Source organism: Streptomyces sp. NPDC005141, from assembly GCF_053599975.1.
In genome coordinates, this window is record NZ_JBSFYW010000065.1 from 25,608 (window position 1) to 51,367 (window position 25,760).

Here is a 25,760-nt window from a genome sequence, read left to right on the forward strand (position 1 = left end):
GTCCACAACCCCGCAGTCCCGTGCGCCATGTGCCCACGGCCTCCTGATGTCCCGACCCGCTGACCGATCGTGAGGAAGAGAAGATGACCAACCCGTTCGAGAACCCCGAGGGCCTCTACCGCGTGCTCGTGAACGACGAGGGCCAGTACAGCCTGTGGCCCGACTTCGTCGACGTACCGGCCGGCTGGACCGTCGAGCACGGTCCGGCCCCGCGCCGGGAGTGCCTGGACCACATCGAGACCAACTGGACGGACATGCGCCCCAAGAGCCTGGTGGAGAGCATGCGGCGGACGGGCTGACCCGAGCGATGCTCTGTACACGACTGACGAACGCGCGGTTCCTCACCATGGACCCCGACCGTCCCGTCGCCCACGAACTCGGCGTCTGGCGGGGCCGGATCGTGGGCCTGGACGAGGAGGTGACCTCTCTGCCCGCCCGCCGTGTGGTGGACCTCCAAGGTGCCACCGTGCTGCCCGGATTCATCGACAGCCATGTCCATCTGGCCTGGACCGGCTTCAAGGCGGGCACGCCGAGCATCGCCTCCTGCGCCACCGTGGAGGAGGTGCTCGCCGTCGTGGCCGCGACCGCGGCACAGGTCCCGGAGGACGGCTGGGTGAACCTCGCGGGATACGACCAGCGGCCGCTGGGCCGTCATCTGACCGCCGTCGAGCTGGACAAGGTGAGCGGCGGGCGCAAAGTGTTCCTGATGCACGACTCCGGACACGGCTGCGTGGTCAACTCCGCCGTCCTGGAACTGCTGCCCGCCGGTCTCCCGCACGAGGAAGGCTTTCTCGCCGAGGCGGCGATGGGCGTCGCGCGGGGACTGCGGCTTCCCCACGCGCAGGAGGATCTCGCCGACGCGATCGGACGCGCCGCCCGGGAGTGCCTGGCGGAGGGAGTGACGGCCTGCGCCGAAGCCGGCATCGCGGGCGCCCTGTTCGGCCACAGCCCGGTCGAACTCGGCGCGTACCAACTCGCCCGCGAAACAAGCCGGTTGCCGCTCCGGGTACAGCTGATGGTGGCCGCCGACCGGCTCCACCCGGTCGTCGCGCACGCGTCCGACGGCATCCCCCGCGCCCTCGACCTCGGTCTGCGCACCGGGTTCGGTGACGCGTCGCTGTCCGTGGGAGCCCTCAAGGTCTACACCGACGGCGGCATGATGGCGCGGACGGCGGCACTGAGCAGCCCCTACGAAGGGCTGGACCACGCCGGTCAGTTGCAGGACGACCCGGACCTGCTCACCGAGACCGTCGTCGACGGCCATCTCGCGGGATGGCAGCTCGCCGTCCACGCCATCGGCGACCGGGCGGTCGACGTGGCCCTGGACGCGCTGGAGAGGGCCCAGCGCATCCGGCCGCGCCCGGACGCACGGCACCGCATCGAGCACGCGGGTCTCGTGCGGCCCGACCAGCTGGCCCGCTTCGCACGGCTCGGAGTGATCGCCGTCGTCCAGCCGAACTTCCTGCGCTCTTTCGGGGACGACTACGCCGCGATCATGGGCGCGGACCGGGCGCCCTGGCTGTACCGGGGGAAGGGTTTCCTGGAGCACGGCATCACCTTGGTAGGCAGCTCGGACCGTCCCGTCACGGACGGATCCCCTTTGCGGGCCGTCCAGTTCATGGTGGAGCGGGCCTCGGCGACGGGGCGCGCGATCGGCCCGGACGAGGCGATCACGGTGGAGGAGGCGCTGCGCGCGTACACCGTCGCCGGGGCCTTCGCCTGTCACTGGGAGGACAGCATGGGAAGCCTCACGCCGGGGAAGTACGCCGACCTCGCCGTCCTCGCGGACGATCCCAGAGCCGTGGAGACGTCCCGCATCGGCGACATCGACGTGGTCGCGACATTCGTCGGCGGCCAGCAGACCGAGGAGGCGAAGCTGTGAGCGCACGGCAGAACGGCACCGATCCCTACGCGGATCCGGAGGGGGCGGCACCGGACCCGCTGAGGTGGGTGATCTGGCACTCCGCGACCGAGGTGATGGTGTTCGACAGAGACATCAACGGCCCCGTGCTGATGGATGACGAGGTGACCCTCCGCGAGGTGCTGCGCAGGATGCGAGCGGCGGGCGTACCGGAGAGCGACGACTATCCCGGACGCCGCTGCTCCTGAAGCGGGCGCGCCACGGCGTCCGGTGAGGTCGTGCGGTGCAGCAACTCGCGCAACACCTGGTTGGTGGTGCACACGACGCCGGTCCGGGCGATCCAACGCAGCGCCATCGCGTGGTCCTCGGCGGAGAAGTCGGCGACCGCGTCGGCGACGACGAAGGGCTGGATGTCGTTCATGAAGGCGTCGGCCGCGGTCAGCAGGACGCCGAGATGGGCACGGACACCGCAGATGATCAGCTGGTCGCGTCCGGTGGAGCGCAACAGTCTGCCGAGATGGCTGCGCAGGAAGGCGTTGTGGCGGACGTTGACCAGGAGGTGCTCGCCCACACGGGGAGTCAGTTCCGCGACGATGTCGGCGTCGTCGGGTGCGGGCCCGCTGTTCCCGTGGACCGGGGTGTCGCTCCCGGACCCGGGCCGATCCTGGTGTCGCGCGACGGGCTGGGCGCTGAACACGACCGGTATGCCGAGCGTGCCGGCGAGTTCGCGCAGCGTGGAGATGTTGTCGATGAGTTCCATGACCGGGGAGCACTCGGCGGGGAAGGCGTCGGCGAACTGCCTCTGCACGTCATGGATCAGCAGGGCGGTCCGGTCCGGGTCGATCGTCCAGGGCGCGGTCGCCCCGGGAACGCCGGGAAGGCTGGGCATGGGATAGGACTTGACGGTCGGCAGCCCCATGGGGGCGGTCTCCTCCCTGATGAGGTGTGCGCCGGGCCAGGGGGACGCGTTCGCGCGCTGGGGGTGCTCGCAGGGGCTTGCGCGAGCGATAACCGATGAACCGGCTAGTTAGGTGAGCCTACCCTAAGTCTGACGGGGTGTGATGTCCCGGTCCGTTGATCGACAGTGCTGCCGGGCTCTGGCAGGGTGAGCCGATGCGGATACCCAGACAGGCAGCCAGAGTCGCGGTGCTGGACCCGGCGGGGGTGGTCTTCATGTTCCGGTACGACAACGAGGAAGTCGGCGTCCACTGGGCGTTGCCCGGCGGCGGCATGGATCCGGGGGAGACGCCGCTCGAAGCGGTCGAGCGCGAGCTGCGCGAGGAGACCGGGTGGAGCGACATCGAGCTCGGCGGCACCGTGCTGTGTCTTTGGGAGCACGACTTCACCAGGGCCGGCGTCCCGGTGCGCCAGCACGAACACATCTTCCTCGCGTACGGGCCTCGCCGGGACCTGGCGGGCGAACTGGGCGAGTCGCACGCGGCGGACGGGATCCTTCGGGGGAGATGGTGGTCGCCGGCCGAGCTGTCGGACGCCGTGGAACCGCTGTGGCCCCCGCAACTCCCGGAACTGCTGGCCGCCGTACGACGGGACGGCCCACCCACGACACCCGTCGACCTCGGCTTCGTGCCGAACGAGCCCGGCGCCACTTCGCCCTGACCCGCGGGGAGACCTGCGAGGAAGAGGGACTACGGGACCAGGCGCGGTGGCAGCACCCGAGGGTCAGTAGACGTCGCGGACGTATCGCCTGTCGGCGGCCAGCGCTTTGACGTACGCGGCGGCGCCCTCCGGGCTGTGGCCGCCGTGGGCCGTGGCGATGTCCCGCAGGGCCTGGTCGACGTCCTTGGCCATGCGGGCGGCGTCGCCGCACACGTAGAGGTGCGCTCCCTCCTGGAGCCAGGACCACAACTGGGGGCCGTGTTCGCGCATCCTGTCCTGGACGTAGACCTTCGTGCGTTGGTCGCGGGAGAAGGCGGTGTCGAGGCGGGTCAGCGTGCCGTCGGCGAGGAAGGCGGTGAGCTCGTCCTCGTAGTAGAAGTCGGTGGCCCGGTGCTGTTCGCCGAAGAACAGCCAGTTGGGTGCGCGGTGGCCGAGGGTGCGGCGCTCGTGCAGGAAGCCGATGAAGGGGGCGACCCCGGTGCCGGGGCCCACCATCACCATGGGGGTGGCGGGGTCGGCCGGTGGCCGGAACCTGGGGGAGGGCTGGACGAAGACCGGTACGGGTGTGTCGGGGGCCGCGTCGGCGAGAAAGGGCGAACAGACACCCTGGCGCGGTCGCCCGTCCCGGTTCTCGAACCGCACGACGGAGACCGTGAGCGAGACGAGGTGAGGGTCGGTCAGCGGGCTGGACGATATGGAGTACAGGCGGGGCTGGAGGGGCCTCAGTACGTCGGCCCACTCCTGGGCGCCGACGCGGACCCCGTGTTCGGCGATGACGTCGACGGCCTGACGGCCCCAGGACCACTTGGCGAGTTCGTCCTTGTTGTCGGGGCGCAGGAGCTTCTTCAGCCCCCGGTCGTGGGCGCGTTCGGCGACGAAGCGCAGCAGGTCGGGGGTGATGCGGGTGACGTCCAGATGCCGGTGCAGTGCCGCGTGGAAGGGGATCTCGCCGATGCCGTTCAGGCTCACGGCGCTCTCCGGGGCGAGCCCGGTGGTGGCCAGCCATTCCGCGACGAGATCAAGGGAGTTGACGGGGCGTACGCCGAGGGCGTCGCCGGTCCGGTAGTCGAGCGGGGTCTCGCTGTCGCGGGTGTCGAAGGTGAAGCGGCGGACCTCCTTGCCCGCTCCGGGCAGACTCAGCAACCTGTTGCCGGCCAGGCGGCCGACGACGGGCGCCGGCTTCCTCGGCCGGGAAGCGGACCATGGCGAAGGGGCGGCGGGCGACTGCGTCGGGAGACCGGACGCCCCCGTCGGGGAAGCGGACGAGGTGGCCGGCGCGGGCGTCGGTGCCGTTTCCGTGCCGTCGGCCGGAGAGGTGAGCGAGGTCAGCGAGGTCAGGACCTGGTCGAGCCAGGCCGTGGCCGAAGGCTCGAAGTCGGGTTCGCAGTCCGTGCGCGGGGCGAGCCGCACGGCCCCCAGTTCGTCGAGCCGCAGGTCGAGGCGGCGGCCGTGGCCGCAGAAGTCGTCGTAGGAGGAGTCACCGAACGCGAGGACCGCGTAGTGCACACCGTCCATGCGGGGGGTGTCGGGCGCGGCCAGGGCGTCCCAGAAGCCCGAGCCGTTGTCCGGCGCGTCGCCGTCCCCGAAGGTGCTGGTGATCAGCAGGATGTCGGCGCCCGTGGGCAGTGACCCGGGGTGGGTGTCGTCCATGCCCACGAGGGTGGCCCGGTGCCCCGTGGAGGTGAGCCGGTCGGCGGCGGCCGCGGCGAACTCCTCGGCGTTGCCGGTCTGCGAGGCCCACAGCACGACGACCTCGCGGACGGGGGCGGCGGGAGTCGCGGCCGGAGGCGGCGTCCCCGGAACGGCCCGGGAGTACATGCCGGCGAGCACGCCGTTCACCCACAGCGCGTGCTCGGGGCTGAACGGCGCGCCCGGCGGCAGCACCGGCACGCCGGGCGCACCCGACGCGATGCCGGCGAGGAAGCCGATCAGGTACCGGCGCTCGTGCTCGGCCAGAACGGGCGGTGGAGCGGGCTCGAATCCGAAGGCGTCCGCGGAACCCACGGGGACGGCCGATTGTGCGGGCGTCCCCCCGGGCGCGGCGGTCACCGCCGCGCCGGTACGAGCGTCTGCCGCGGCTACGGGCGGTGCCGCCACGGACACCGGAGTCGCCACCTTCGTCAGGGACACCGCGCAGACCTTGAACTCCGGCTGGAAGGAGAGAGGATCGACGGCGTCGCTGGTGACGGCGTTGACACTGAGGTATTCGCCGAAGAGGTCGTTCCAGTGGAAGGGCGCGAAACAGCAGCCCGGTCGTACCCGGTCGGACACCACGGCGGGCAGCACGGCCCGTCCGCGCCGCGACGCGACCTCCACCGAGTCGCCGTCGGCGATACCGAGCCTGGCGGCGTCGTCCGGATGCAGCTCCACGAAGGGCCCGGGGTCGAGCTTGTTGAGTTTGGCGACCTTGCCCGTCTTGGTGAGCGTGTGCCACTGGTGCTGCAACCGTCCGGTGTTCAGGACGTACGGGTAGTCGTCGTCCGGCATCTCGGCGGCCGGGATGTGCGGGCGGGCGTGGAACACCGCCCGGCCGCTCGCCGTGGGGAAGACCGGACCTTCGCCGACCTCGTCCACATAGCGGATCGGATTGCGGTCGGGACCGTCCTCGCGCGCGGCGGGCCACTGCACCGGCGTGGACCGCAGCCGTTCATAGGTCACGCCCCGCAGGTCATAGCCGGTCCTCGGGTTGTGGGCGCGCTTGATCTCCTCGAAGATCTCTTCCGCGCTGTCGTACGAGAACCCCCGCTCGTACCCCATCGCGCGGGCGACCGCGGAGATGATCCGCCAGTCCGCCATGGCCTCCCCGGGCGGCTCCACCGCGGGCCGCGCCAGGGTGAGGTTGCGCTCGCTGTTGATGAGAACGCCCTCGGTCTCGGTCCACAGGGCTCCCGGCAGAACGACATCCGCGTACGCGTTGGTCTCCGTCTCGGCGAAGACGTCCTGCGTGACGACGAACTCGGCCCGCTCCAGGCCCTCGATGACCGTCTTGCGGTTGGCCACGGAGGCGACCGGGTTGGTGCAGATGATCCAGCACGCCTTGATGTCCCCGTCGGCCATCTTCTGGAACATCTCGATCGTGCCCTGGCCGACCCCGTCCTTGCGAACCGTGCCCGGGGAGAGTTCCCACAGCTCCTCGACGAAGGCACGCTCCTCGTCGACCAGCACCGACCGCTGGCCGGGCAGGCCCGGGCCCATGTACCCCATCTCCCGGCCGCCCATGGCGTTGGGCTGACCGGTCAGCGAGAACGGACCACTGCCGGGCCGGCAGATCGCGCCCGTCGCCAGATGCAGGTTGACCAGCGCGTTGGTGTTCCAGGTGCCGTGCGTGGACTGGTTGAGACCCATGGTCCAGCAGCTCATCCATTCCCCGGCCTCGCCGATGAGCCGGGCCGCCTCGCGGATGTCGTCCTCCGGGACGCCCGTGATGCCGGCGACCTTCGCGGGCGGATAGTCGGCCAGGAACTCCGGCATCGCCTCCCAGCCCTCGGTGCGCGCGGCGATGAACTCGGGGTCGGTGTGCCCGTTCTCGTACAGCAGATGCAGCAGGCCGTTGAGCAGCGCCAGGTCCGTTCCGGGCCGGACCGGCAGGAACAGGTCCGCCTTGTCGGCGGTCGCGCTGCGCCGCGGGTCGACCACGATCAGCTTGGCGCCGCCCGACTTGACCCGGTCCATCATCCTGAGGAAGAGGATGGGGTGGCAGTCGGCCATGTTGGAGCCGATCACGAAGAAGACGTCGGCGTGCTCGAAGTCCTGGTACGAGCCGGGCGGGCCGTCCGCGCCCAGCGACAGCTTGTATCCGGTGCCCGCACTGGCCATGCACAGCCGGGAGTTCGACTCGATCTGGTTGGTCCGTACGAAGCCCTTGGCCAGCTTGTTCGCCAGGTACTGGGCCTCCAGACTCATCTGCCCGGAGACATAGAACGCGAAGGCGTCCGGGCCGTGCTCGTCGATCACCGCCCGAAGCCGCCGCGCCGTCTCGGCGATCGCGGCGTCCACCGGCGCGGGCTCGGCCTCCGCCCCTCGCTCGGCGCGCACGAGGGCGGAGGCCAGCCGCCCGGGGGCGGCGAGCATGTCGGCCGTGGTCGCGCCCTTGGTGCACAGGCGACCGAAGTTGGCGGGGTGCGTCTTGTCACCGGACGCCTTCAGGACCGTACGCCGCCCGTCGGGGCCCATTCCGATGTCGAGGACCATCCCGCAGCCGACACCGCAGTACGAGCAGACCGTCCGTACCTGCTGGGTGGTCGTGGTCACGAGCGGCCCCTCCATGTGATCGGTTCCTTCCTCCACCGACGCTACGAAGGTCCCATTACGCGGTTGTCACACCGCCCGCTCACCAGGGGTTACGCGCTCCACACAGCTGCGCCGCGGGGCTTGTGAGGAGGGGCCCCGCTCCTCACCCGCGCGGACCGCGGGACAGGCTCGCGGGGCGTCGGGGAACGAGTCGTGCCGGTTCCGCCCCCGGCTCGGTGGGAGCGAGCAGGGCCGGGTGGCCGGGGGAGCAGGCGGGGTCGGTGCGCGCGGCGCCTCCGATCTCGCCCCGCGTGCGCGCGGCGTCACGCGAACGGCGCTCGGCCGGACTTCCCGACTCGGCTCCGGTCTCGATCCGAGTCGGCCGGGGGCGGCGCACCGGGTCAGGCGCGGGCCGAGTCGCCGTAGTCGACGGGCTCGCTCAGCAGCTTGCTCGCCGACCGGTGGACCTTCGCCAGGGCGTTCAACAGGGCTTCGCGTTCGGTCTCGGAGAGGTCGGCGGTCACCGCTTCCTCGATCAACCGCCGTTCCTCTTCGACCGGTTGCCGCAGAGCGCGCCCCGCGTCGGTGAGCCACAGCCGGACGAGACGGTTGTCCCGGTCGTCGCGGCGGCGGACGAGCAGTCCGGCCGTGGTCATCCGGTCGGCCATCTTGACGACGGTGGGCGTCGTGACATTGAGCGCGGCGGCGGCTTCGCCGGGCGTGCTGCCGTCCCGCTCCCACAACACGGCGAGCAGGTGGTTCTGTCCGACATGCAGTCCATGGCGTCGCATGGCCACGTCGGCCAGGGACCGGAGCACCTTCGACGTTCTGCCGTGCAGGTCCAGAAATTGTGACATCGAGGCCTTTCCATGGGTGTCGCGGGAGTGGACCGTCCGAGCCGCGCCCAAGTCGATTGACGGCTAATTATTCACCGGCTAACGTTCAGTCAGGTTCGCTAGGCGGCAAACGACTTTGGGGAGCCATGATGATACTGGTCACCGGGGCCACCGGGAACATCGGCCGTGCACTCACCCGTGAACTCGACGCGAAGGGTGCGAAGTTACGTCTCCTCGTCCGCGACCCCGCCCGCGCCGCACGGCTGCCCGAGCGTGCCGAGCGCGTCGTCGGCGACCTGGAGGAACCCGCGACACTCGCGCCCGCCTTCACCGGCATCGACAAGCTCTTCCTGCTCACGCAGGGCATCGGCACCGACCGCACGGCCGCCGCCATCGGCGCCGCCGAGGCTGCCGGGGTCCGCCATGTCGTGCACCTGTCCTCCCTTCATGTCGCCATGGACCCGATACCGGCCATGGGGCGCTGGCATCATCGGCGCGAGAAGATCATCCGAGCCTCGGGCATACCGGCCACCTTCCTGCGGCCCGGCGGCTTCATGACCAACGCCCTCGACTGGCTGCCCACCATCCGCGACGGAAACTACGTCCTCGACCCGGTCGGCCCGGGCCGCTACGCCCCGATCGACCCCGCGGACATCGCCGCGGTCGCCGCCCTTGCCCTGACCGAGGCGGGCCACCAGGGCCGGGAGTATCTCCTCACCGGCGACGAGGTGTTCACCGTCACCGAGCAGGTCCGGATCATCTCCGAGACGATCGGCCGCGACATCGAGGTCCGGGGAGCGGCCACACCGGACGACGTCGTACGGTTCCGCTTCCCCGGCGGGGCGCCCCGGGCACTCGCCGACGCCATCACGGAGGGCTTCACCCTCATGCGCGCCGACTCCGTCGGGTTCCGGACGGACACCGTGCGGCGGCTTCTCGGACGCGGGCCACGGACCTTCGCGGACTGGTGCGCACGCAACGCCGAAGCGTTCCGAGGCTCTGCGGCCCTTTAGCCGAAGGGTCGCCGCCGGGTCTGTCGGCCGGCCTGACGTCCCCTGACCCGGGACGGCCACGACCGGTCGGGGCATGGCCGCGCAGACAAGAACATGCCTGCTCGGCACGGCGAGTTGGCAGTGCCCATTCGGCAGGGCCTCGGCGTGTCGCGCCGCCCAGGACGCGCTCTGCGCGGCTGTTGCCCCCTCGGTCGAGGCGGAGTCGGGCCGACGCGCTTGCGCGCCGGACGTCCCATCCGGTGCGCAAGCGCGTCGGCTGTCAGCAGGACCGCTCCGCGGATGCATCCGCCTTCGTCCTGCCCGTACGTGATCGTGCGCGACATCTTGACCTTGGCCGAATCCCGGGCTTAGCGTTCCGGCGTCGATACGGATTGAAACGATTCAATCCCTGGCACTTCTCTCGGACTTGAGGCGCACCATGGAAGAACGCACGCCGCGACGAAGCGGAATAGCCCGGCGAACGGCACTGGTGGCGGGGGTCGGGGCGACGGTCCTGGGTGCGCTGCCGGATGTCGCGGCCGCCGCACCGGCCACCTCGGGGACGGCGGGCTCGGGGAGCGCGGCCACCGTGGCCGCGGGCGCGGGGCGCGGTCCGACAGCCGACTGGTTCGCGAACCCGCCGCGTTCCGTGCGCCCCAAGTTCCGCTGGTGGTGGCCGGACGGCCTGGTGGACCCGGACGAGATCGCCCGTGAGATCGATCAGATCGCCGACGCGGGCTTCGGCGGGATGGAGATCGCCGCCGTTCACCACAGCATCAAGGACAAGTCCGTGCTGGACACCGCGCGCCACGGCTGGGGCAGCAGGCCCTGGCGGGACGGCGTGGAGGCCGCCCTGGGCCGGGCCGCCCGGCGCGGCGTGACCATCGACCTGACGCTCGGCCCCAGTTGGCCGGTCGCGGTTCCCGGTGTCACGCCCGACGACGATGTCGCCGCGCGGGAACTCGCTTACGGACGGCTCGCGTTGGCGGCCGGCACGGCCTATCAAGGACCCGTGCCCGCCGCGGTCCACGACCCCGAGTCGGGGGTCACCCGGCAGACGCTCGTCGGCGTGCAGGCCGCCCGCGTCAACACGGCGAACTCCACCCGCAAGGAGACGGGGCTCGACCTGGACAGCGTCCGGGACCTCGGCACGCTCGTCACCGACGGCACCCTGTCCTGGACGGCACCCACGGACGGCGACTGGGTGGTGATCTCCTACTGGCAGCGCGGTTCCGCCCAGCAGCCCGAAGCGGGACCGCACTCCTCACCGGCGGCGTACGTCGTCGACCACTTCAGCGCCGCCGGCACCAAGGCGGTCACGGAGTACTGGGACCACGCGATCCTGACCCCCTCGCTCCGACGGCTGCTGCGCGCCGCGGGAGGTGCCTTCTTCGAGGACTCCGTGGAGCTGGAGACCGACGGCCTGGTCTGGACGTCCCGGCTTCCGGAGTCCTTCGAGAAGCACACCGGACGACCGCTGCTGCCCTGTCTGCCTGCACTGGTGCTGGACAAGAGCAACCAGGTCTTCGCGTTCGAGGCGCAGGTGACGCGCCAGATCCGGCACGACTTCTGGGAGACCGTCTCCGAACTGTTCAACCGCCATCACATCGGAGCCCTGCGGGACTGGGCGCACTCCCTCGGGATGCGCCTGCGCTCACAGCCGTACGGTCTCCAGACGGACGCGATCGCCTCGGCGGCCCTCCTCGACATCCCCGAGGGCGAGTCCCTCGGCTTCAAGAACCTCGACGACTACCGCTGTCTGGCGGGCGGCCGGGACATGGCCGGCCACACCGTCCTGTCCTGCGAGGCGGGCGCCTACAACGGCACCGCCTACAGCACCACTTGGGACCGTTTCCTGCGCACCATGGGAGGCGCCTACGCGGCCGGCGTCAACCAGACCGTCCTGCACGGCTTCTCCTACGCCACCGCACCGCAGGTGGCCTGGCCGGGCTTCGCGGCCTTCAGCCCGTACAACGGAACCGCCGGCTACGGCGAGTCGTGGGGGCCGCGCCAGCCCACCTGGAAGCATGTCGCGGACATCTCCGGCTACCTCGGCCGCGTGCACCGCGTCCTGCAGACCGGCACCGCCCGCGCCGACGTGGCGATCTTCCGGCAGACCGGCTACACCGCCACCGGCATCGGTGCCTCCTGGTTCACCGCGACAGGCGTCCCCCTCGGCTGGACGCACCAGTTCCTCAGCGGCCCCCTGCTCGACCTGCCCAGTGCCACCGTCGAGCATGGCCGCCTGGCACCCGAGGGCCCCGCCTACAAGGCCCTCTTCATCGAGGGCGACTTCTTCTACGGCTCCACACCCACCCTCTCCGTCGATGACGCCGGCAAGCTCCTCGAGCTGGCCCGGGCCGGACTGCCCGTCGTCCTGCTCGGCGCCTTCGGCCAGGGCCTGACCCCGGGCGTTCCCGCCACCGGCGAGACGGACGAACTCCACGGCGTCCTCGCCCGACTGCTCGCCCTGCCGAACGTCGCCCGTGTCACCGACAAGGCGGCCGTCGGCGACGCACTGGCCAGACTCGGGGTCACCCCGGACGCCCGTCACGCCACCGCCTCCACGCTTCTCAACGCCCACCGCGCGACCGCGGAAGCGGACTACTACTACTTCTGCAACGGCAAGCACGCCGAGACCGTCAAGCCGCCCGTCGCAGCCATCGACCACGACGTCACACTGCGCCGCAACGGATCGGGCAACAGCGTGCCCTACCTCCTCGACCCCTGGTCGGGCGAGCCCGTCCGGCTCGCCCAGTACACAAGGGACGGCGACGACTTCACCGTACGGATCACGCTCCAGCCGGGGGAGTCGACGATCGTCGCCCTGGGCCGCCCCGGCCTCTTCGGTGACCGTCACGGCTCCCGGCCGAACGTCGTCGCCACCGACGCCGACCACGCCCTCTTCACCGCCGAGGGTCTGGCCGTACGGGCGAGCGCGCCCGGCACCTACACCACCCGGCTGGACGGCGGCCGGTCCGTCACCACGACGGTCCGATCCGTACCGGCCGCGGTCACCCCGGCCACCTGGCAGCTCGACGCCGACGACTGGCGTCCCGGCGCCGGCGCCACCCGCACCGAGCACGTCGAGGTCTCGCTGACCCTCGGCACCCTGCTGCCCTGGTCCGGCATCCCCGAACTCGCGGACAGCGCGGGGACCGGCCGCTACCGCACCACGGTCGACCTGCCCTCCGGCTGGACCTCCGCCCACGGCGCCCGCCTGGAGCTCGGCCAGGTCAGCGACACCTGCCGGGTGACCGTCAACGGCCGACGCCTGCCCCCGGTGAACCGGCTGCACCCGGTCGTCGATCTCGGGACCGGCCTGCTGCGCCGAGGTGCCAACGTGATCGAGGTCGAGGTGGCGACCCCGCTGATCAACCGTCTCCGGGTCGCCCAGCCCGCCGTGTTCGGTGGCGTCTCGCGCCAGGACCACGGACTGGTCGGCCCCGTCCGCCTGACGCCGTATGTGCAGTCGCACGTGTCCTGACCCCGGAGACCCGGGCGCCGCCCACGTCGGGGGCGGCGCCCGACGGAGCAGGCCATTCAGCCGCGGACGGTAGCCCCGGCGCCGACGGTTGAGGGCTCATTCGTCGGGCCGGTTCAGGCGGATGAGTGTCTGCTGTCCGTTGGCGACCAGCTTCCGCGCGCCGTCGTTCTGGACACCGAAGACCTCCAGTTGGCACACGGTCAGGGTCCGGCCGGATTTCAGGACCGTCCCGACTGCTTCGATGTGGTCACCGGTAGCGGGTGCGAGGAGGTTGATCTTGTACTCGACGGTGAGGACCTCGGCGTTCTCGGGAAACAACGTGTAGGCGGCGTAGCCGCCGGCGCTGTCCGCGATGGCGCTGGTTGCCCCGGCGTGGAAGTAGCCGTGCTGCTGGGTCACTTCGGGGCGGGCGGGAAGCACGATGTGGACGCGGCCAGGGGCGATCCGGCTCATCCGCGCGCCGAGGTGGGCCATCAGCCCCTGGCGGTCGAAACTGTCCCGGACGCGCTGCTGTACTTCGGGACTCGCCTGGTCCTGCTCTGTCCGGTCTTCCACGTGCTCTCCTTCGGCAGGCATCGCGGTATCGGTAGGCGCGGGGCGGGTCCGTCAGCCGACCAGACGTTCCACCAGCAGGAACCCACCGATGGCGATCATCATGGCACCGGAGACGCGGGCCACCGTCCGGGCAGCCGACGGCCGCGTCCTCAGTACGGTGCGGGCGAGGACGCCGACGGCGAGGTAGACCAGGGCGCAGGCGGTCATGTGGAGCGTGCCGAGCAGCCCGGTCTGCGCCGCGACGGGCCAGCTCGCGGCGGAGTCGATGAACTGAGGGAACAGCGCGAAGTACAGCAGCAGCGCCTTCGGGTTCAGGCCGCTGATCCCGGCGCCCTTGAGCGCGATCTGCCAGCGCGAGGAGTCCACGGTCTGCGCGGACGCGGTCAGCGTGGCGGGCTGTCGCAGTACGCCCAAGCCCAGCCACACCAGGTAGGCGGCCCCGGCTACGGTCAGCGCGGTGAGCACGGTCGCCGAGCCGGCCACGATCACCACCAGCCCTGCCACGGCAAGCAACGTGTAACCCGCGTATCCGGCTATCAGTCCCGCGACCGCCGGGACGACCGACCGCTCCCGCAGCCCTGCCGAGATCGCGTACGCCCAGTCCGCACCCGGGGTGAACACCAGCAGCAGATCCACTGCCAGGAAAGCCGCCACCGTCGTCGTGTCCATCGATCGATCCCTCTCCAGCCCTTGCTCTGAGAGGGAAGATTAGGCTCAATTGCGCAGAAAGTGTTTCTGTATTTACCTCATGATCGCCCTGATCGAGGGAGAATCTTCTCCATGGATGCCCTTGACCGGAAGATTCTTACCGAGCTCCAGCAGGACGGCCGCCTGACCGTCACCGAACTTGCCGCCCGCGTGCAGCTGAGCGTCTCGCCCTGCCACCGCCGGCTGCGCGACCTCGAACGCGGCGGCGCCATCCGCGGCTACCGCGCCGTCGTCGATCCGGCCGCCGTCGGCCTGGACTTCGAAACCCTCGTCTTCGCCACCCTGCGCTGGGAGGACCCCGACACAGTCACCGCCTTCGAAGAAGCCGTGACCGCCATCCCCCACGTCATCCAGGCCCAGCGCCTCTTCGGCGAACCCGACTACCTCCTGCGCATCGCGACCACCGACCTGGCCGCCTACCAGCAGCTCTACGACCAGCGGCTGGCCAGACTGCCCGGCGTCCAGCGCCTGACCTCCACGCTTGTCATGAAGAACGTCATCGACGACCGTCCCCTGCCGGAGCTGCAGTGATGAGCCGCCGCCCGGAGGAGGGGTGCTCCACTGCGCTGGGACTGTCAGGGCTCGGTGCGAGAGGGCGGAAGCGCGATGCCGTAGAAAGCCCTGTCCGGCTAGTGGTCGCCGTCCAGCAGGCGTCGAAGCTTTGGTGAGGTGCAAGGGTTGGGCAGGACGAATCCTCCCGGTGCGTCCGAGGGCGATGACATACGCCGCAGCGCCGACGACTCGAACGGCCAGAGCGTCTCCACGGACCACCGCACACCGCTCAGATCGGCACCGGTCAGATCGGCGCCGCGCACGTCCGCACCTGACAGATCGGCGTGGGTGCAGCGTGCCTCGCGTAGTGAGGCGCCGTGCAGGACCGTGCCACGAAGGTCGGCTCCTGAGAGGTTGGCCTCGGACATGATGGCAGCCGCGAGATTCGCTCCCCGAAGGCAGACTCCCGTCATCTCCGCCTCGGTGAGGTGCGTGGCGTAGAGCTGGGCCGACGACAGGTCCGCGCCGGCCAGGTCGGCGGAGCCCAGGTAGGTACCGGACAGGTCGGCGTTGGTGAGGCGCGCGCCCCGCAGGTCGGCGGAGGGCATGAGGACGAACGAGAGCTGCGTACCCTCGAGTCGCGCCTCGGCCAGCCGACCGTGGATGAGAACTGCGCCGTCCAGGTTGAGACCGGAGAGGTCGGTGTGAGCGAGCAAACCCTCGGGAAGGAAGGCCAGTTCCTCGACGAGGTGGCGCAGTTCTTTGACAGCGGGGCTACGCGGGTCCCGGCAAGCTTCCGGGTGCTCGCGCTGCCAGTCGGCGAGTTCACGGAGGCGGTCCAGGCCGGACATCGGTACGGGCATGAGCCGGGTGGGGGCCTGCCCTGGCGCGGACACGGCGACAGTCCTGGCCCGGCCTGGATCCAGGTCGCCGAGAAGGACGGTCGGGTCGTGCGGGGAGGGTGCCTGGCGCTGCGGGAAGCCGTCCGGGGTGTGGCCGAAGCTGTCCGGACCGTGATCGCGGGTCCACGCGTCCATCGCGGCGGTGACCAGTTCGCGGGCCGTGGCCGCGTCGGTGGGCCGGTCCTGCGGCCGGGGGGCGAGCAGTGCGAGGACGAGGGTGTCGACCTCGGGGGACAGCGCGGTGCGGGCGAGGATGGACGGCGCGGGCGGCAGCTTCCGCTCATGGAAGCCACCGTGCTCGGGGAGCATGCCCGTAAGCAGTTCATACAGCAGGCACCCCAAGGCGTACAGGTCGGACCTGCTGTCGGCACCCTCGGGTGCGCCGAGTTGCTCGGGAGCCATGTAGGCGGGAGTTCCCATCGCCTGTCCGTCGGCGGTGAGCCGGGGCTCCCGGTCCGTCTCGCGGACGAAGTGCGCGATGCCGAAGTCCAGGAGCTTGACCGACCCGGCGGGGGTGACCATCACGTTGCCCGGCTTGATGTCGCGGTGCAGCAGGCCGGCCGCGTGGGTGACCTCCAAGGCCCGGCAGATCTGCGCTGCCCAGTCCAGGATCACCGGCACCGGAGCGCCGACGGCCGCCTCGTCCAGCGTGCGCCCCGAGACCAGTTCCATCACCACGAAGACCGTGCCGTCCGAGTGCTGCCCGTAGTCCAGCACCGCCACCACCCGTGGGTCCCAGATCCGCCCGAGCGCCACGGCCTCCGAGGCGAGCCGCTCCTGCGCGCCCGGCGCGCTATAGGCCGACGGCAGCATCTTCAGAGCTACTTGCCGGCCGATCCGCTCGTCCACTGCCCGCCAGACCACACCCATGCCGCCACGACCCAGCACCTCTTCGAGACGGTATCGCCCGGCCAGCAACACACCCGTCATTTGCTTCCCCCAGACCCATGGTCTTCCCCGCGGTCCCCAATATCGTCGCAGTGACGATATCTGTTGGAGGTCCACGCGCCAAGTCGGAACGGCGGCGTTCTCGGGTCGCGGCTCCGCTCGCCGTAGAGCCGGATGTGCGGGGTGATGCGATGCCGCCGCCGCGGTGGACAGTGAAGTCCGCTCGCGAACCGGCGCAGGAGTTGACCACAGCCGCCTCTCGCATCCACCGGGCTGTGCGGGCGCCGCGATGTCAGTGGCTGAGGGCACACTGCCCGCATGAACATCTCTTCGTCGCAGGTGCCGACTTCGGCGCCGCGTCCGCTTCTCTGGGTGGAGTCGATGGGCGGCCCGCTGATCGCCGTACCCGTCTCCGCGCTGAGCCGGTGGGGCGGTTGTACGGGATCGGGCACCATCGCCGGCTCGGGGGATCTCGTGGACGATTACGACCGCGCTTGTGAAGTCGACGACCTGGCAGGCGTGACAGCGGTGGGTGCGAACGGCGCCCACGCGCTGCTGCTCGCCGATGAACCGGCGACCGCCTGGGCGGAGTGCGGCACGTGGGAGGCCGACGGCCCGGCGATCCTCATGGACTCGGCCGAGGCCGGGGACGACCTGAACGTCGAGTACGCGGGAGGCGGCGGACTTCCGGAACATGCACCTGTCCCGATGCCACCCGGCCGTTGGAGGGTCCGGGCCGTCCACACCCGGGCCGACGACCGCACCTCGGTGGGCCTCGTCCAGTTTGTTCCCGCCCTCTCCTAGGGGTTGTTGGCGCTCACGCGGCTGCCGACGGAGGGTGCCGTGTTCAGAGCGGGCGGCCACCCCGGGCTCCTCGTCCCGGCGTCGACGGACGGCCGGTCGTCCGGTGCTGGACGGCCGGCCGGCGCGTCAGTAGCCCAGACCCGTCGTGTACGCGCACTCGGTGTAGATGTAGCCCGGCCGCAGCTTGGCGGTGTCCGAGGCCGGCGACTTCCCGAGCCCGGTCCGGGACTTGTGCACGAAGTAGGTGGTGCCGACGGGCAGCCTGATGGTCCGCTGCGGGTAGTTCTTGCCGCTGGCACTGCACGGCTTGAAGCCGAGCCCGAGCGTGCTGCCGAGAGAGTACGAGGTGCAGCTGCCGCAGGCCTTGAGCGTGAAGCTGCCGGTCACCGGTCCCGTGAACAGGACCGTGATGTCGTCGGGGCTGTCGTTCTTGACCGTGACGGAGATGCTGCCGCCCGATGCCGTGCTCGGCAGGCGCTTGCCGGCCGCGGGCACCGTCTGCGCGACCTCGGCGGCGATGGCTATCTTCTGGGCGCGGGCCCGGTTCTTGTGGTGCGGGTTGTCCTTGGCGAAGTCGTTCATGGTCGTGACGGCGTCGCTGAAACTCCCGTCCCTGTACTGGTCCACACCGCAGGCGTACGTGCCCGAACTCGCTTTCTGCGAGGCCCTGTCGGCGTCCTTGCCGAGGGTGTCCGCCAGCCCTGCCTGCTCCCCGGGCAAGCCGCGGACCTGGGTGCTGAGGCTCTCGAGTTGCTGGACCGCCGCACAGGGGTCCTTGCCGCCCACGGACCTGGCCGCCTTGTCGACCGCGCTCTTCACTGCGGGCTCCACCTTGCCGGCCTGTGCGGACTTCGGGAAGGTCGACAGGAGCTCGCCGAACTGCGAGGTCCAGTCACCGCCTCCGCCGCTGAGCGACGCCGCCGCGCACTCGTACAGCGAGGTGGCCAGCCGGTCGTCGGGCCAGGTGGACAGGTCTCCGAGGTCCTTCTTACCGATCGTGCGCGGGACCGTACGGAGGTACTTCAAGGGCGTCACGGCGGTGCAGTAGTTCTTCTGCGTGTAGGGGGCGCCGACGGTGGCGTAGTAGGTCTTGAGCCGGTCGGGAACACGCTGGGCCGCGCGTGAGTCCGGGTGGTCCTCGCTGAGCGCGCTGTAGACGTCCAGCGCACGCCGGTAGTCGGCCTTCGCCGTGTCGAACGACTGCTTCCCGGACTTCTCGACCAGCTTGTCCGCCCGCTCGAGCCGGTCCAGGAGCATCTGCTCCGTGGCTTCGTCGCGCGCCCCGTCGTACAGGACGACGCCTCCGGCGGGCACAGCCAGCAGTACGACGCCGAGCGCGGCCGCGATCAAAGCGCTCGGCAGCAACGCCAGCCGTGTCCGCAGGCCCACGGACGCGCCGTGAACGGCCGTGAGCACGAGGAAGATCAGGTAGAGCACGACCGTCGTGCCGGGCACCCCGTCCGGGTCCGCGGGCAGGGCCACCAGGAGCAGGATCGCCGTCGCGACCCAGCATGCGGCCATCAGTCCCCAGCGGCGCACGACGGCGTAACCGAGCCCGAGCCCGGAGAGGTTCAGCAACGCCACCGCGACGGCCCGCCACGGGTTGGCGGGAGCGGGCGGCGGTGCGGTCGGCATCGGCGGTACGACGAAGTCGTCGCGAGCACCATGTTGGTCCCAGGACATGACGGTTCCCCCGGTCAATCACGCCTGAAGTTCTGTGACTTGTCAGCGTACGGTCAGTGGGCGACCGGCGACAGTGCCCGTGGTGAAGCCTCTATGAACCGTTTGTCACACGGGGTGGCCGGTACCTCAGGCGCATCGTACGGGGTGGCGGACACCTCGGGACCCCAAATGGGATGTGGCAGGGGTCCCGGACGTCGCGCATCGGGAAGCCTGCCCCGGACCCTCGGCATCGCCACTTCCGTCATTCACGGCAACTCACTTGTTATTGCAAGTAATATGCAACAAGCTCTTGGGGCCCTTACCGCCTGCCTGTGACGTGGAGCTTCGTCGTGTCTCACCTGATGCCGAAAACCGGACCACAACGCGTCCTCGCGGCCTCGAACTTCGTCTACACCGTCGGCAGCGGCCTCTACCTGACGGCAGGGGTCCTGTATTTCACTCAGGCCGCTCGACTCCCGGCGGGCCAGGTGGGGATCGGGCTCGGCATCGCCGGACTTGTCGCGCTGGCCCTGGGTGTCGCGGTCGGTCACCTGGCCGACAGGCACGGAGCACGCGGTGTCTACGCGGCCACCCTCGTGGTCCAGGCACTGACCACGGCCGCCTTCGTACTGGCGGACAGCTTCTGGCCGTTCGTGCTCGCCGTCTGCTCGGCGACCGGGGCCAAAGCGGCGGGAACGGCAGCCCGCAGCCCGCTCATCAGGCACTACGGAGGGGACCGGCCCCAGGAGTTCCGGGCCTATCTCCGCGCGGTGACCAACGTCGGCATCTCCCTCGGCGCCCTGGGTGCGGGATGGGTCGTCCAGGTGGGCACCCTGACCGCCTATCAACTCATGCTGATCGGCAACGCGATCGCCTTCCTGGTCTCCGCGGCGCTCCTGGCCCTTCTCCCGCCCGTCGCGCCCGTGCCCGCCGCCGGCGGCCCTCGCTGGACCGCGCTGCGAGACCGCCCCTACCTGCTGCTCACCGCAGTCGACGGTGTCATGGCCATCCAGTTCAAGGTGCTCACCGTGGCCATCCCGCTCTGGCTGGTGAGTGCGACAGCCGCTCCCCACTGGCTCATCTCCGGCACCATGATCACCGGGACCGTCATCGTCGTCGTGTTCCAGGTGCGGGCCAGTCGAGGCATCACAACCCCTACGGCCGGCGGACATGCCTACCGCCGGGCGGGCGTGGCCTTCCTCGTCTCGTGCTCGATGATCTCGTTGTCCACGGGGGTACCGGCGTGGGCTGCCGCGACTCTGCTCATCACCGCGGTCGTGATCCACACGGCCGGCGAACTGTGGCACTCCGCCGCCGGCTTCGAGGTGTCCTTCGCCCTCGCCTCGCCGCATGCCACCGGCCAGTACCTCGGCGTCTTCGGCCTGGGCGCCGGACTGGCCGAGGCCGTCGGACCAGGCCTGCTCATCGCGCTCTGCGTCACCTGGGGCCGCCCCGGCTGGTACGTCGTCGGAGCGCTGTTCGCGCTCACGGGGCTGACGGCGCCCCACGCCGTCCGCTGGGCGGAACGCCAACGGCACGGCCGGACGCCGCACGTCGCCGTCCGGGAAACGACGCGGGCCGCGTGACCCGTGTGGCGAAGGCGGCGTACTGCTGTCAGCGTCGATCTCGGGAGCGAGGGAAGGCGCCTGCCCCACACTCCCGGCGGCGTCCTCCGTGCCGCCGGTTGCCGCGGGGGTGCGACCGGCGGCGCTGGAGGCGGGCTTGTTGAACGATCACGCGTCGGGAGAGACTTCTACGGCAATGTAGAGAATGGCGCGTCACCGGTTCGCCCGGCCGGCCGCCGTCCGCCCCCTGCAGAGAGCAGCTCCGATGTTCGGCTTGAGTGAAATCGCCCTGATCCTTCTTGTTGCCGTCGTCGTCCTCGGGATCAGGAAGCTGCCCGAGCTGACGCGTTCCGCGGGCAAGGCGGCCCGGATCTTCAAGAGCGAGGCGAAGGCGCTCAAGAGCGAGGAGTGATGTGCCCGCCGTTGAGTCGACCGGGAACAAGCTGATTCGACGGCAGGCCGCTGTCGGGCCGCACATGACTTCCGTACGCGGGTTCCGGAGGCCGCCCAGGGACACGTTGCCCCAGCGCCGCCCGTTTCGTCGCGGATGGCTGCATGTGTGCCCCACCGAGGTCGGGGTCGCGGGGAGGTCCCGAAATGCCACCACCGGGTGCTGGGAGCGGAATGCCTTTGCCCGTACGGGAGTTGATTGCGTCATGACTGGAAACCCCGCACCTCGTCCCCTGTCCGACAAGGCACTCTCCGACCTCCTGGCCGGCGGGCAGTTCGGCACCTTTGCCACCAACAAGCTCAGCGGCCGTCCTCACCTGACCACGATGGTCTACAGCTGGGACCCTGAGGGTCGTATCGTGCGGTTCTCCACCACGGCGGATCGCATCAAGGTCAAGCACCTCCGGCGCGATCCGCGTGCGGCCCTGCACGTGTCGGGCGGCGACGTCTGGTCGTTCGCCGTCGCAGAGGGCGAAGCCGCGGTCTCCGAGAGCACGGCCGTTCCGGGTGACGCGGTCGGGCGTGAGCTGCTGGAGATGATCCCCGACACCGCGAGGCCGGAGGATGAGGGCGCTTTCCTGGAGCAGTTGGTCACAGAGCGCCGGGTGGTGATCCGGCTGAAGGTGGACCGACTGTACGGAACGGCGCTCGACATCAACGGCTAGGTCGGCCGGAAGGGTGCTGCTCACAGCCCGGTTTTCGAGGGCTGGGAGTCGCCTGGATGCCTCCTTGATCCCGTTTGATGCCATCTTGACGGTCGGTCCGAGATGGTGAGCTGTTGATGGTCCGCCGGTCGATGGTGTTCGGCGACCGAGAACATCAACACGGTCCGCATCGCCAGGACGCGCATGTGTGGGCAGTACCGCTCCACCTGACGGCCCTTGCTCTCTGGTGAGAGGCGCTCTCGCCGTGTAACGTCGCTGGCAGATGTCGTGGTTCGCAGTACCTGCCCGCGCCGTGGTGCGGGCGTTTTGCTGTGCAGTGCCCGAGGACCAGGACGACTACCTCCGGGTCCGCGCGGTGCGGATCCGTCATCGAGTGAGAGGCACTGGCATGGCCAGCGGAACTGTCAAGTGGTTCAACGCCGAAAAGGGTTTCGGTTTCATCGCGCAGGACGGGGGCGGCCCGGACGTCTTCGCGCACTACTCCAACATCAACGCCAGTGGCTTCCGTGAGCTTCAGGAAGGCCAGGCCGTGACCTTCGACATCACCCAGGGTCAGAAGGGCCCCCAGGCGGAGAACATCACCCCCGCCTGATCTCGGCGGCACGCCGGCACGGTGCCTCGCGCAGCACGCGCGTTCGAGGCACCGTGCACCGCGGCAGATCATGAGGGCTCCGCCGATCTCCCGAACGGGCGGCCGAGCCGTATAGCGGTACAGCGGTGGCGCGCCACTCGGCCGCGAGGCCGGGTCACCCATCGCTTTTCCGGCGCCACCGGCGCCGATGTCAGGTCGGCCCAAGCGCCACTGTCCTCCCCTCGCCCACGCCCGACCACCCTTGTGCAGGGTCGTCGTGAGGCGTGCGAGTCTTCCGATCCGTAGCCGTCGGGGACGGCCCGGTCGATGACCCCCTTGGCCGGGCCGAGAGAGACCCCGCGTCGATTCCGTGGCCCGCGGCGGCGCGATGCCGTAGGCGTCCGCCCCGACCGGGATCCCTGCCGATGCATCGCGATGCGCCTGATGGCGCTCGGTTGCGCTCGATCGGGCGGCCGCTGATCACCCGTCCGGCCCGTCCCGCCCGCCCGGCGACCTTGGCCCCGGACTCTCCTCGCGACGGTGTCCGCACGGTGACACGTCCGTCCCGACCTCGCCCTACGCCCGGATCGGACCGGAAGGGTGTTACTCACTTTCGGGTGACGGGTGGGTGAGGTGCGGGGATATATGAGATGCCCGCATATGGCCATGATCCTGTAGGAGTACGGGAGTTGAGGATGTCAGCTCATCACTCTTCGGCTTTCAGTAGTTAAAGGCCGGATACAGACGCCTGTAACCGACATGTTCGCAATTGGTAACAGGGGTCTGGTGTCGCTCGTACCGGGCCGGGACGAGGAGGAACTTATGAGTCCTCGGCCACCGGGCCGGGACTCGCACAGGGTCGCATCGTGCAGTTCCCCGCAGGGGGGTGCTGTTGCGGGGTGTCCGGCTCTCGAACCTTGAGGAGCACTCATGTCCGTTTCCACGTCTGTCACGGTCCGCCGTCTGGTGGCCGCGGCCCTCGCGGCCGGCACGCTGGTCGGCTCGGCCGCCGTGTCCGCCTCCGCCGCGGAGCCGCGCCACGAGCGCACGCACGTCGCCATCAGCAGGGTTCAGAGCGACGCGCCGGGCTTTGACGACCGCTCCAGGCGTTCCCTGAACGCGGAGTGGGTGGAAATCACCAACTCGAACCGCCGTGGAGTCAACCTGGACGGCTGGACGCTGTCGGACGAGGACGGCAACCGCTACACCTTCCGCCACTACCGTCTGGCCGGCCGCTCCACCGTCCGTGTCCACACGGGTTACGGCCGTGACACCAACAGGGACCTCTTCCAGGACCGCCGCAACGAGGTGTGGGACAACCGCTCCGACACCGCCACGCTCAAGAACGACCACGGCCGCTTCGTCGACAGCGTCTCCTGGGGCCGGCACCACGACCGTGACCACGGCCACGGCGACAACCGGGGGCACGGCGACAACCGCGGGCACGGCGACAACCGCGGGCACGGCGACGACCGTGGCCACGGCCGCCGCTGAACGGCCCTTGTCGGCGCGCTCGTTCATGGCGCGCGCCGACGGTGACCGGGGTCCGACGATGGAAAGTGACCGGCTGAAGTCCGGGCCCTGCCGGACCCTGTGATCACCGGCTCCGCCGGACCGCCTCGCCGAGGAAGACCCGCACCGTACGGTGCGGGTCTTCTGCGTCGGGGCGTGCCCGGCCGATCCCTCGGACGGTCGATGCGCCCGCCGGTCGACGACAAGTCAGCTGCCGCCCGGTTGACATCACTCGGCCTCCTAGTTGCACGCCAGCGCTGCGAACATGTGACGAGATTTCGAACAATCGGAAGGCAACTGCGTTGCGTACTAACGGCGTTGGGACACGTGGTGCAGGTGCTGCGCAGGGCCTGGATCCAGCAATCCACCGCGACGAGAAGGGGGTGCGCTGGCGGGAGGGCAAGGACCTCCCGCCGGTTCATCACCGATTGTGCTCTCCCTATGACACCAACGCCCGCTACGGAATCAAGCGCGGCTCCGGCTGGACCGGCTACAAGGCCCATCTGACCGAGACCTGCGAACCCGACGCGCCGCACGTGATCACGCAGGTGGCCACCACTGACGCGGTCGTGGCCGACACCGAGATGACCGAACCGGTCCATCAGACCCTCACCGACCGGGCCCTGATGCCCGAGGTGCATGTCGTCGATGCCGGCTACACCACCGCCGCCCTGTTCGTCTCAGCACACGAGCGCGGCATGGGACTGCTGGGCCCGGCACGACAGCAGTCTTCAGTCCCGGCAGAACCAAGGTTTCTCTCGTGGTGATTCCACCATCGACTGGGACACCCCAAGCGCCAACTGCCCTGGCGGACAACGGAGTTTCGAGAGGTGGGAGCAGAAACACCACCGCAACGGCACCCGGTGATCAAGGTGTTCTTCTCTGCCGAGCACTGCAGCCCCTGTCCGAAGCAGACGCAGCGCACCAAGCCCCCGGCCGGCCGCCGGGGCAGAGAGCTGACCTTCCTGCCGCGTGATCGATACGAAGCCCTCGAAGGTGCCCGCCGAGCCCAGGACACCGACGAGTGGAAGGAGCGCTACAAGGTCCGGGGCGGCGTCGAGGGCAGAATCTCCCAGGCCGTGCGTGTCACCGGACTCCGCCGCACCCGCTACCGCAACCTGCTCACAACCCGCCCCGGTCACGTCTTCGCCGCCACGCGCTCGACATCATCCGCATCGACCGATGGCTGACCGGCACCCCACTCGGCGGCACCCGCACCTCCCACCTCGAAGCCCTCATGCTCGCGGCTTGGCAAGCCGATTCGCGGATTTCTCAGCAGAGTCCTTTAGGCCGGTAGTGAAGCGAATCTGGTCCGGGTCCTGCTTCGCCGGAACCGTCGGCGGCGCCCCACTCTCCGTGGTCAGGCAGCACATCGAACAGCAGGACCGGCCCGTGTGAGCACCGCCCGGCTCCGCCGGGACCAGCCCTCCCGACGCTCCGCACCGTAGGCAAAGAACTGCGGTGTCCGGCTCCGCCGGACCTGAATCCGCGACGCTCTGCGTCGCACCATCATGCACTTGGTCTTCGTTACCAAAATTCGGCTCAAAGTGTTCACCGATGCGCACGTGAGGCGGATGGAGGAGATCATGCGGTCGGTGGGTACGGACTTCGAGTGCGACCTGGTGGAGTTCAACGGAGAGGACCACCACGTCTGGTGAGCTTCCCGCCCAAGGTCGCCGTCACCAAGCTCGTCAACTCCCTCCAGGGCGTCTCCTCCCGCCGCCTGCGCCAGGAGTTCCCCGACCTAGTGCGCGACTACTGGCGGGCCAACAAACTCTTGACGAAAGCACAGTGGCGACCAGTTCTGATCTCCTGCATCTCACCCATGACCCAAGTATGTATGGTGACGGTCATGCAGCTCAGGTACAGCTTCCGCGTGCGACACGAGGTCGCACCGTTCAAGTGGATGGCCCGGTCTCAACTGGGCTTTTCCAGACCAGTGTTCTGAGGTCTGGCCCCACGC

22 protein-coding genes and 1 pseudogene are annotated in these 25,760 nt (G+C 69.9%); 16 read left to right on the forward strand and 7 right to left on the reverse strand.

Features of this window, described 5'->3' with window-relative positions; genetic code table 11:
* The first annotated feature begins 83 nt into the window (after positions 1 to 83).
* Genes ACWD68_RS34555 through ACWD68_RS34565 form a run of 3 tightly spaced genes read left to right on the forward strand, consistent with a single transcriptional unit; the run spans position 84 to position 2,109 of the window.
* Positions 84 to 299, forward strand: a complete 216-nt coding sequence (locus ACWD68_RS34555) for an MbtH family protein (protein WP_451810406.1) — start codon at positions 84 to 86, stop codon at positions 297 to 299.
* 8 nt (positions 300 to 307) lie between these two features.
* Positions 308 to 1,882, forward strand: coding sequence for an amidohydrolase (locus ACWD68_RS34560; protein WP_451810407.1), 1,575 nt, complete (start codon positions 308 to 310; stop codon positions 1,880 to 1,882).
* Positions 1,879 to 2,109 carry a hypothetical protein gene (locus ACWD68_RS34565; protein ID WP_451810408.1) on the forward strand — a complete coding sequence of 77 codons (231 nt, stop codon included), beginning with the start codon at positions 1,879 to 1,881 and terminating at the stop codon, positions 2,107 to 2,109. Before ACWD68_RS34560 ends, ACWD68_RS34565 begins: the two co-directional genes overlap by 4 nt.
* Here ACWD68_RS34565 and ACWD68_RS34570 read toward each other — a convergent pair.
* Positions 2,085 to 2,780, reverse strand: coding sequence for an isochorismatase family protein (locus ACWD68_RS34570; protein ID WP_451810409.1), 696 nt, complete (start codon positions 2,778 to 2,780; stop codon positions 2,085 to 2,087). The two genes, ACWD68_RS34565 and ACWD68_RS34570, sit on opposite strands and share 25 nt — an antisense overlap.
* Positions 2,781 to 2,974: 194 nt before the next feature.
* Here ACWD68_RS34570 and ACWD68_RS34575 point away from each other — a divergent pair, with 194 nt between their 5' ends.
* Positions 2,975 to 3,478 carry an NUDIX hydrolase gene (locus tag ACWD68_RS34575; protein WP_451810410.1) on the forward strand — a complete coding sequence of 168 codons (504 nt, stop codon included), beginning with the start codon at positions 2,975 to 2,977 and terminating at the stop codon, positions 3,476 to 3,478.
* 63 nt (positions 3,479 to 3,541) lie between these two features.
* Here ACWD68_RS34575 and ACWD68_RS34580 read toward each other — a convergent pair whose 3' ends face one another.
* Positions 3,542 to 7,744: a molybdopterin-dependent oxidoreductase gene (locus ACWD68_RS34580; RefSeq protein ID WP_451810411.1), complete on the reverse strand. Its 4,203-nt coding sequence runs from the start codon at positions 7,742 to 7,744 to the stop codon at positions 3,542 to 3,544.
* 365 nt (positions 7,745 to 8,109) lie between these two features.
* Positions 8,110 to 8,565, reverse strand: coding sequence for a MarR family winged helix-turn-helix transcriptional regulator (locus tag ACWD68_RS34585; RefSeq protein WP_451810412.1), 456 nt, complete (start codon positions 8,563 to 8,565; stop codon positions 8,110 to 8,112).
* A gap of 125 nt (positions 8,566 to 8,690) precedes the next feature.
* Between ACWD68_RS34585 and ACWD68_RS34590 the strand changes: the two genes are divergently transcribed.
* Together ACWD68_RS34590 and ACWD68_RS34595 are read left to right on the forward strand one after the other, a co-directional pair.
* Positions 8,691 to 9,557, forward strand: coding sequence for an NAD(P)H-binding protein (locus tag ACWD68_RS34590; RefSeq protein WP_451810413.1), 867 nt, complete (start codon positions 8,691 to 8,693; stop codon positions 9,555 to 9,557).
* Positions 9,558 to 9,975: 418 nt separating this feature from the next.
* On the forward strand, positions 9,976 to 13,023 hold the full coding sequence (locus ACWD68_RS34595) for a glycosyl hydrolase (RefSeq protein ID WP_451810414.1): 3,048 nt from the start codon (positions 9,976 to 9,978) through the stop codon (positions 13,021 to 13,023).
* Positions 13,024 to 13,119: 96 nt separating this feature from the next.
* On the opposite strand, the gene ACWD68_RS34600 is transcribed toward ACWD68_RS34595, so the two are convergent.
* Both ACWD68_RS34600 and ACWD68_RS34605 read right to left on the reverse strand, forming a co-directional pair.
* Positions 13,120 to 13,578, reverse strand: coding sequence for a PaaI family thioesterase (locus ACWD68_RS34600; RefSeq protein WP_451810415.1), 459 nt, complete (start codon positions 13,576 to 13,578; stop codon positions 13,120 to 13,122).
* Positions 13,579 to 13,629: 51 nt separating this feature from the next.
* A complete protein-coding gene (locus ACWD68_RS34605; RefSeq protein ID WP_451810416.1) occupies positions 13,630 to 14,247 on the reverse strand; it encodes a LysE family translocator in 618 nt (205 codons plus the stop codon).
* Between the two features lie 111 nt (positions 14,248 to 14,358).
* Between ACWD68_RS34605 and ACWD68_RS34610 the strand changes: the two genes are divergently transcribed.
* The gene (locus ACWD68_RS34610) at positions 14,359 to 14,817 is read left to right on the forward strand and encodes an Lrp/AsnC family transcriptional regulator (RefSeq protein ID WP_451810417.1); all 459 of its coding nucleotides are present in this window, start codon (positions 14,359 to 14,361) and stop codon (positions 14,815 to 14,817) included.
* Between the two features lie 98 nt (positions 14,818 to 14,915).
* On the opposite strand, the gene ACWD68_RS34615 is transcribed toward ACWD68_RS34610, so the two are convergent.
* A complete protein-coding gene (locus ACWD68_RS34615) occupies positions 14,916 to 16,610 on the reverse strand; it encodes a serine/threonine-protein kinase (protein WP_451810418.1) in 1,695 nt (564 codons plus the stop codon).
* Positions 16,611 to 16,886: 276 nt separating this feature from the next.
* On the opposite strand from ACWD68_RS34615, the gene ACWD68_RS34620 reads away from it, so the two are divergent.
* Positions 16,887 to 17,372 carry an Imm21 family immunity protein gene (locus tag ACWD68_RS34620; RefSeq protein WP_451810419.1) on the forward strand — a complete coding sequence of 162 codons (486 nt, stop codon included), beginning with the start codon at positions 16,887 to 16,889 and terminating at the stop codon, positions 17,370 to 17,372.
* Between the two features lie 126 nt (positions 17,373 to 17,498).
* Here the strand turns inward: ACWD68_RS34620 and ACWD68_RS34625 are convergent, their stop codons facing one another.
* Positions 17,499 to 19,055, reverse strand: coding sequence for a hypothetical protein (locus ACWD68_RS34625; RefSeq protein WP_451810420.1), 1,557 nt, complete (start codon positions 19,053 to 19,055; stop codon positions 17,499 to 17,501).
* 329 nt (positions 19,056 to 19,384) lie between these two features.
* Here ACWD68_RS34625 and ACWD68_RS34630 point away from each other — a divergent pair, with 329 nt between their 5' ends.
* From ACWD68_RS34630 to tnpA, 8 genes and pseudogenes are all read left to right on the forward strand, one after another.
* Complete coding sequence (locus tag ACWD68_RS34630) at positions 19,385 to 20,620, forward strand: MFS transporter (protein ID WP_451810421.1); 1,236 nt, start codon at positions 19,385 to 19,387, stop codon at positions 20,618 to 20,620.
* Positions 20,621 to 20,864: 244 nt separating this feature from the next.
* The gene (locus ACWD68_RS34635; protein ID WP_451810422.1) at positions 20,865 to 21,011 is read left to right on the forward strand and encodes a twin-arginine translocase TatA/TatE family subunit; all 147 of its coding nucleotides are present in this window, start codon (positions 20,865 to 20,867) and stop codon (positions 21,009 to 21,011) included.
* 244 nt (positions 21,012 to 21,255) lie between these two features.
* Positions 21,256 to 21,714, forward strand: a complete 459-nt coding sequence (locus ACWD68_RS34640; protein WP_451810423.1) for a PPOX class F420-dependent oxidoreductase — start codon at positions 21,256 to 21,258, stop codon at positions 21,712 to 21,714.
* A gap of 388 nt (positions 21,715 to 22,102) precedes the next feature.
* Complete coding sequence (locus tag ACWD68_RS34645; RefSeq protein WP_037751662.1) at positions 22,103 to 22,306, forward strand: cold-shock protein; 204 nt, start codon at positions 22,103 to 22,105, stop codon at positions 22,304 to 22,306.
* A 909-nt stretch (positions 22,307 to 23,215) separates the two neighbouring features.
* Complete coding sequence (locus tag ACWD68_RS34650) at positions 23,216 to 23,779, forward strand: lamin tail domain-containing protein (RefSeq protein WP_451810424.1); 564 nt, start codon at positions 23,216 to 23,218, stop codon at positions 23,777 to 23,779.
* 401 nt (positions 23,780 to 24,180) lie between these two features.
* Positions 24,181 to 24,564 (forward strand): hypothetical protein, encoded by a 384-nt coding sequence (locus tag ACWD68_RS34655; RefSeq protein WP_451810425.1) that lies wholly within the window; start codon positions 24,181 to 24,183, stop codon positions 24,562 to 24,564.
* Positions 24,565 to 24,627: 63 nt separating this feature from the next.
* Positions 24,628 to 24,987 (forward strand): transposase, encoded by a 360-nt coding sequence (locus tag ACWD68_RS34660; RefSeq protein ID WP_451810426.1) that lies wholly within the window; start codon positions 24,628 to 24,630, stop codon positions 24,985 to 24,987.
* A 321-nt stretch (positions 24,988 to 25,308) separates the two neighbouring features.
* A pseudogene (tnpA, locus tag ACWD68_RS34665) lies at positions 25,309 to 25,607 on the forward strand (IS200/IS605 family transposase); the annotation flags it as partial.
* Positions 25,608 to 25,760 lie beyond the last annotated feature (153 nt).

What these genes read in the sequence shown, in the direction of transcription:
- ACWD68_RS34555 (WP_451810406.1), top strand. Translation starts at nt 84, where the DNA reads ATGACCAACCCGTTCGAGAACCCCGAGGGCCTCTACCGCGTGCTCGTG.
- ACWD68_RS34560 (WP_451810407.1), top strand. Translation starts at nt 308, where the DNA reads ATGCTCTGTACACGACTGACGAACGCGCGGTTCCTCACCATGGACCCC.
- ACWD68_RS34570 (WP_451810409.1), bottom strand. Translation starts at nt 2,780, where the DNA reads ATGGGGCTGCCGACCGTCAAGTCCTATCCCATGCCCAGCCTTCCCGGC.
- ACWD68_RS34575 (WP_451810410.1), top strand. Translation starts at nt 2,975, where the DNA reads ATGCGGATACCCAGACAGGCAGCCAGAGTCGCGGTGCTGGACCCGGCG.
- ACWD68_RS34580 (WP_451810411.1), bottom strand. Translation starts at nt 7,744, where the DNA reads ATGGAGGGGCCGCTCGTGACCACGACCACCCAGCAGGTACGGACGGTC.
- ACWD68_RS34585 (WP_451810412.1), bottom strand. Translation starts at nt 8,565, where the DNA reads ATGTCACAATTTCTGGACCTGCACGGCAGAACGTCGAAGGTGCTCCGG.
- ACWD68_RS34590 (WP_451810413.1), top strand. Translation starts at nt 8,691, where the DNA reads ATGATGATACTGGTCACCGGGGCCACCGGGAACATCGGCCGTGCACTC.
- ACWD68_RS34595 (WP_451810414.1), top strand. Translation starts at nt 9,976, where the DNA reads ATGGAAGAACGCACGCCGCGACGAAGCGGAATAGCCCGGCGAACGGCA.
- ACWD68_RS34605 (WP_451810416.1), bottom strand. Translation starts at nt 14,247, where the DNA reads ATGGACACGACGACGGTGGCGGCTTTCCTGGCAGTGGATCTGCTGCTG.
- ACWD68_RS34610 (WP_451810417.1), top strand. Translation starts at nt 14,359, where the DNA reads ATGGATGCCCTTGACCGGAAGATTCTTACCGAGCTCCAGCAGGACGGC.
- ACWD68_RS34615 (WP_451810418.1), bottom strand. Translation starts at nt 16,610, where the DNA reads ATGACGGGTGTGTTGCTGGCCGGGCGATACCGTCTCGAAGAGGTGCTG.
- ACWD68_RS34620 (WP_451810419.1), top strand. Translation starts at nt 16,887, where the DNA reads ATGAACATCTCTTCGTCGCAGGTGCCGACTTCGGCGCCGCGTCCGCTT.
- ACWD68_RS34625 (WP_451810420.1), bottom strand. Translation starts at nt 19,055, where the DNA reads ATGTCCTGGGACCAACATGGTGCTCGCGACGACTTCGTCGTACCGCCG.
- ACWD68_RS34635 (WP_451810422.1), top strand. Translation starts at nt 20,865, where the DNA reads ATGTTCGGCTTGAGTGAAATCGCCCTGATCCTTCTTGTTGCCGTCGTC.
- ACWD68_RS34640 (WP_451810423.1), top strand. Translation starts at nt 21,256, where the DNA reads ATGACTGGAAACCCCGCACCTCGTCCCCTGTCCGACAAGGCACTCTCC.
- ACWD68_RS34645 (WP_037751662.1), top strand. Translation starts at nt 22,103, where the DNA reads ATGGCCAGCGGAACTGTCAAGTGGTTCAACGCCGAAAAGGGTTTCGGT.
- ACWD68_RS34650 (WP_451810424.1), top strand. Translation starts at nt 23,216, where the DNA reads ATGTCCGTTTCCACGTCTGTCACGGTCCGCCGTCTGGTGGCCGCGGCC.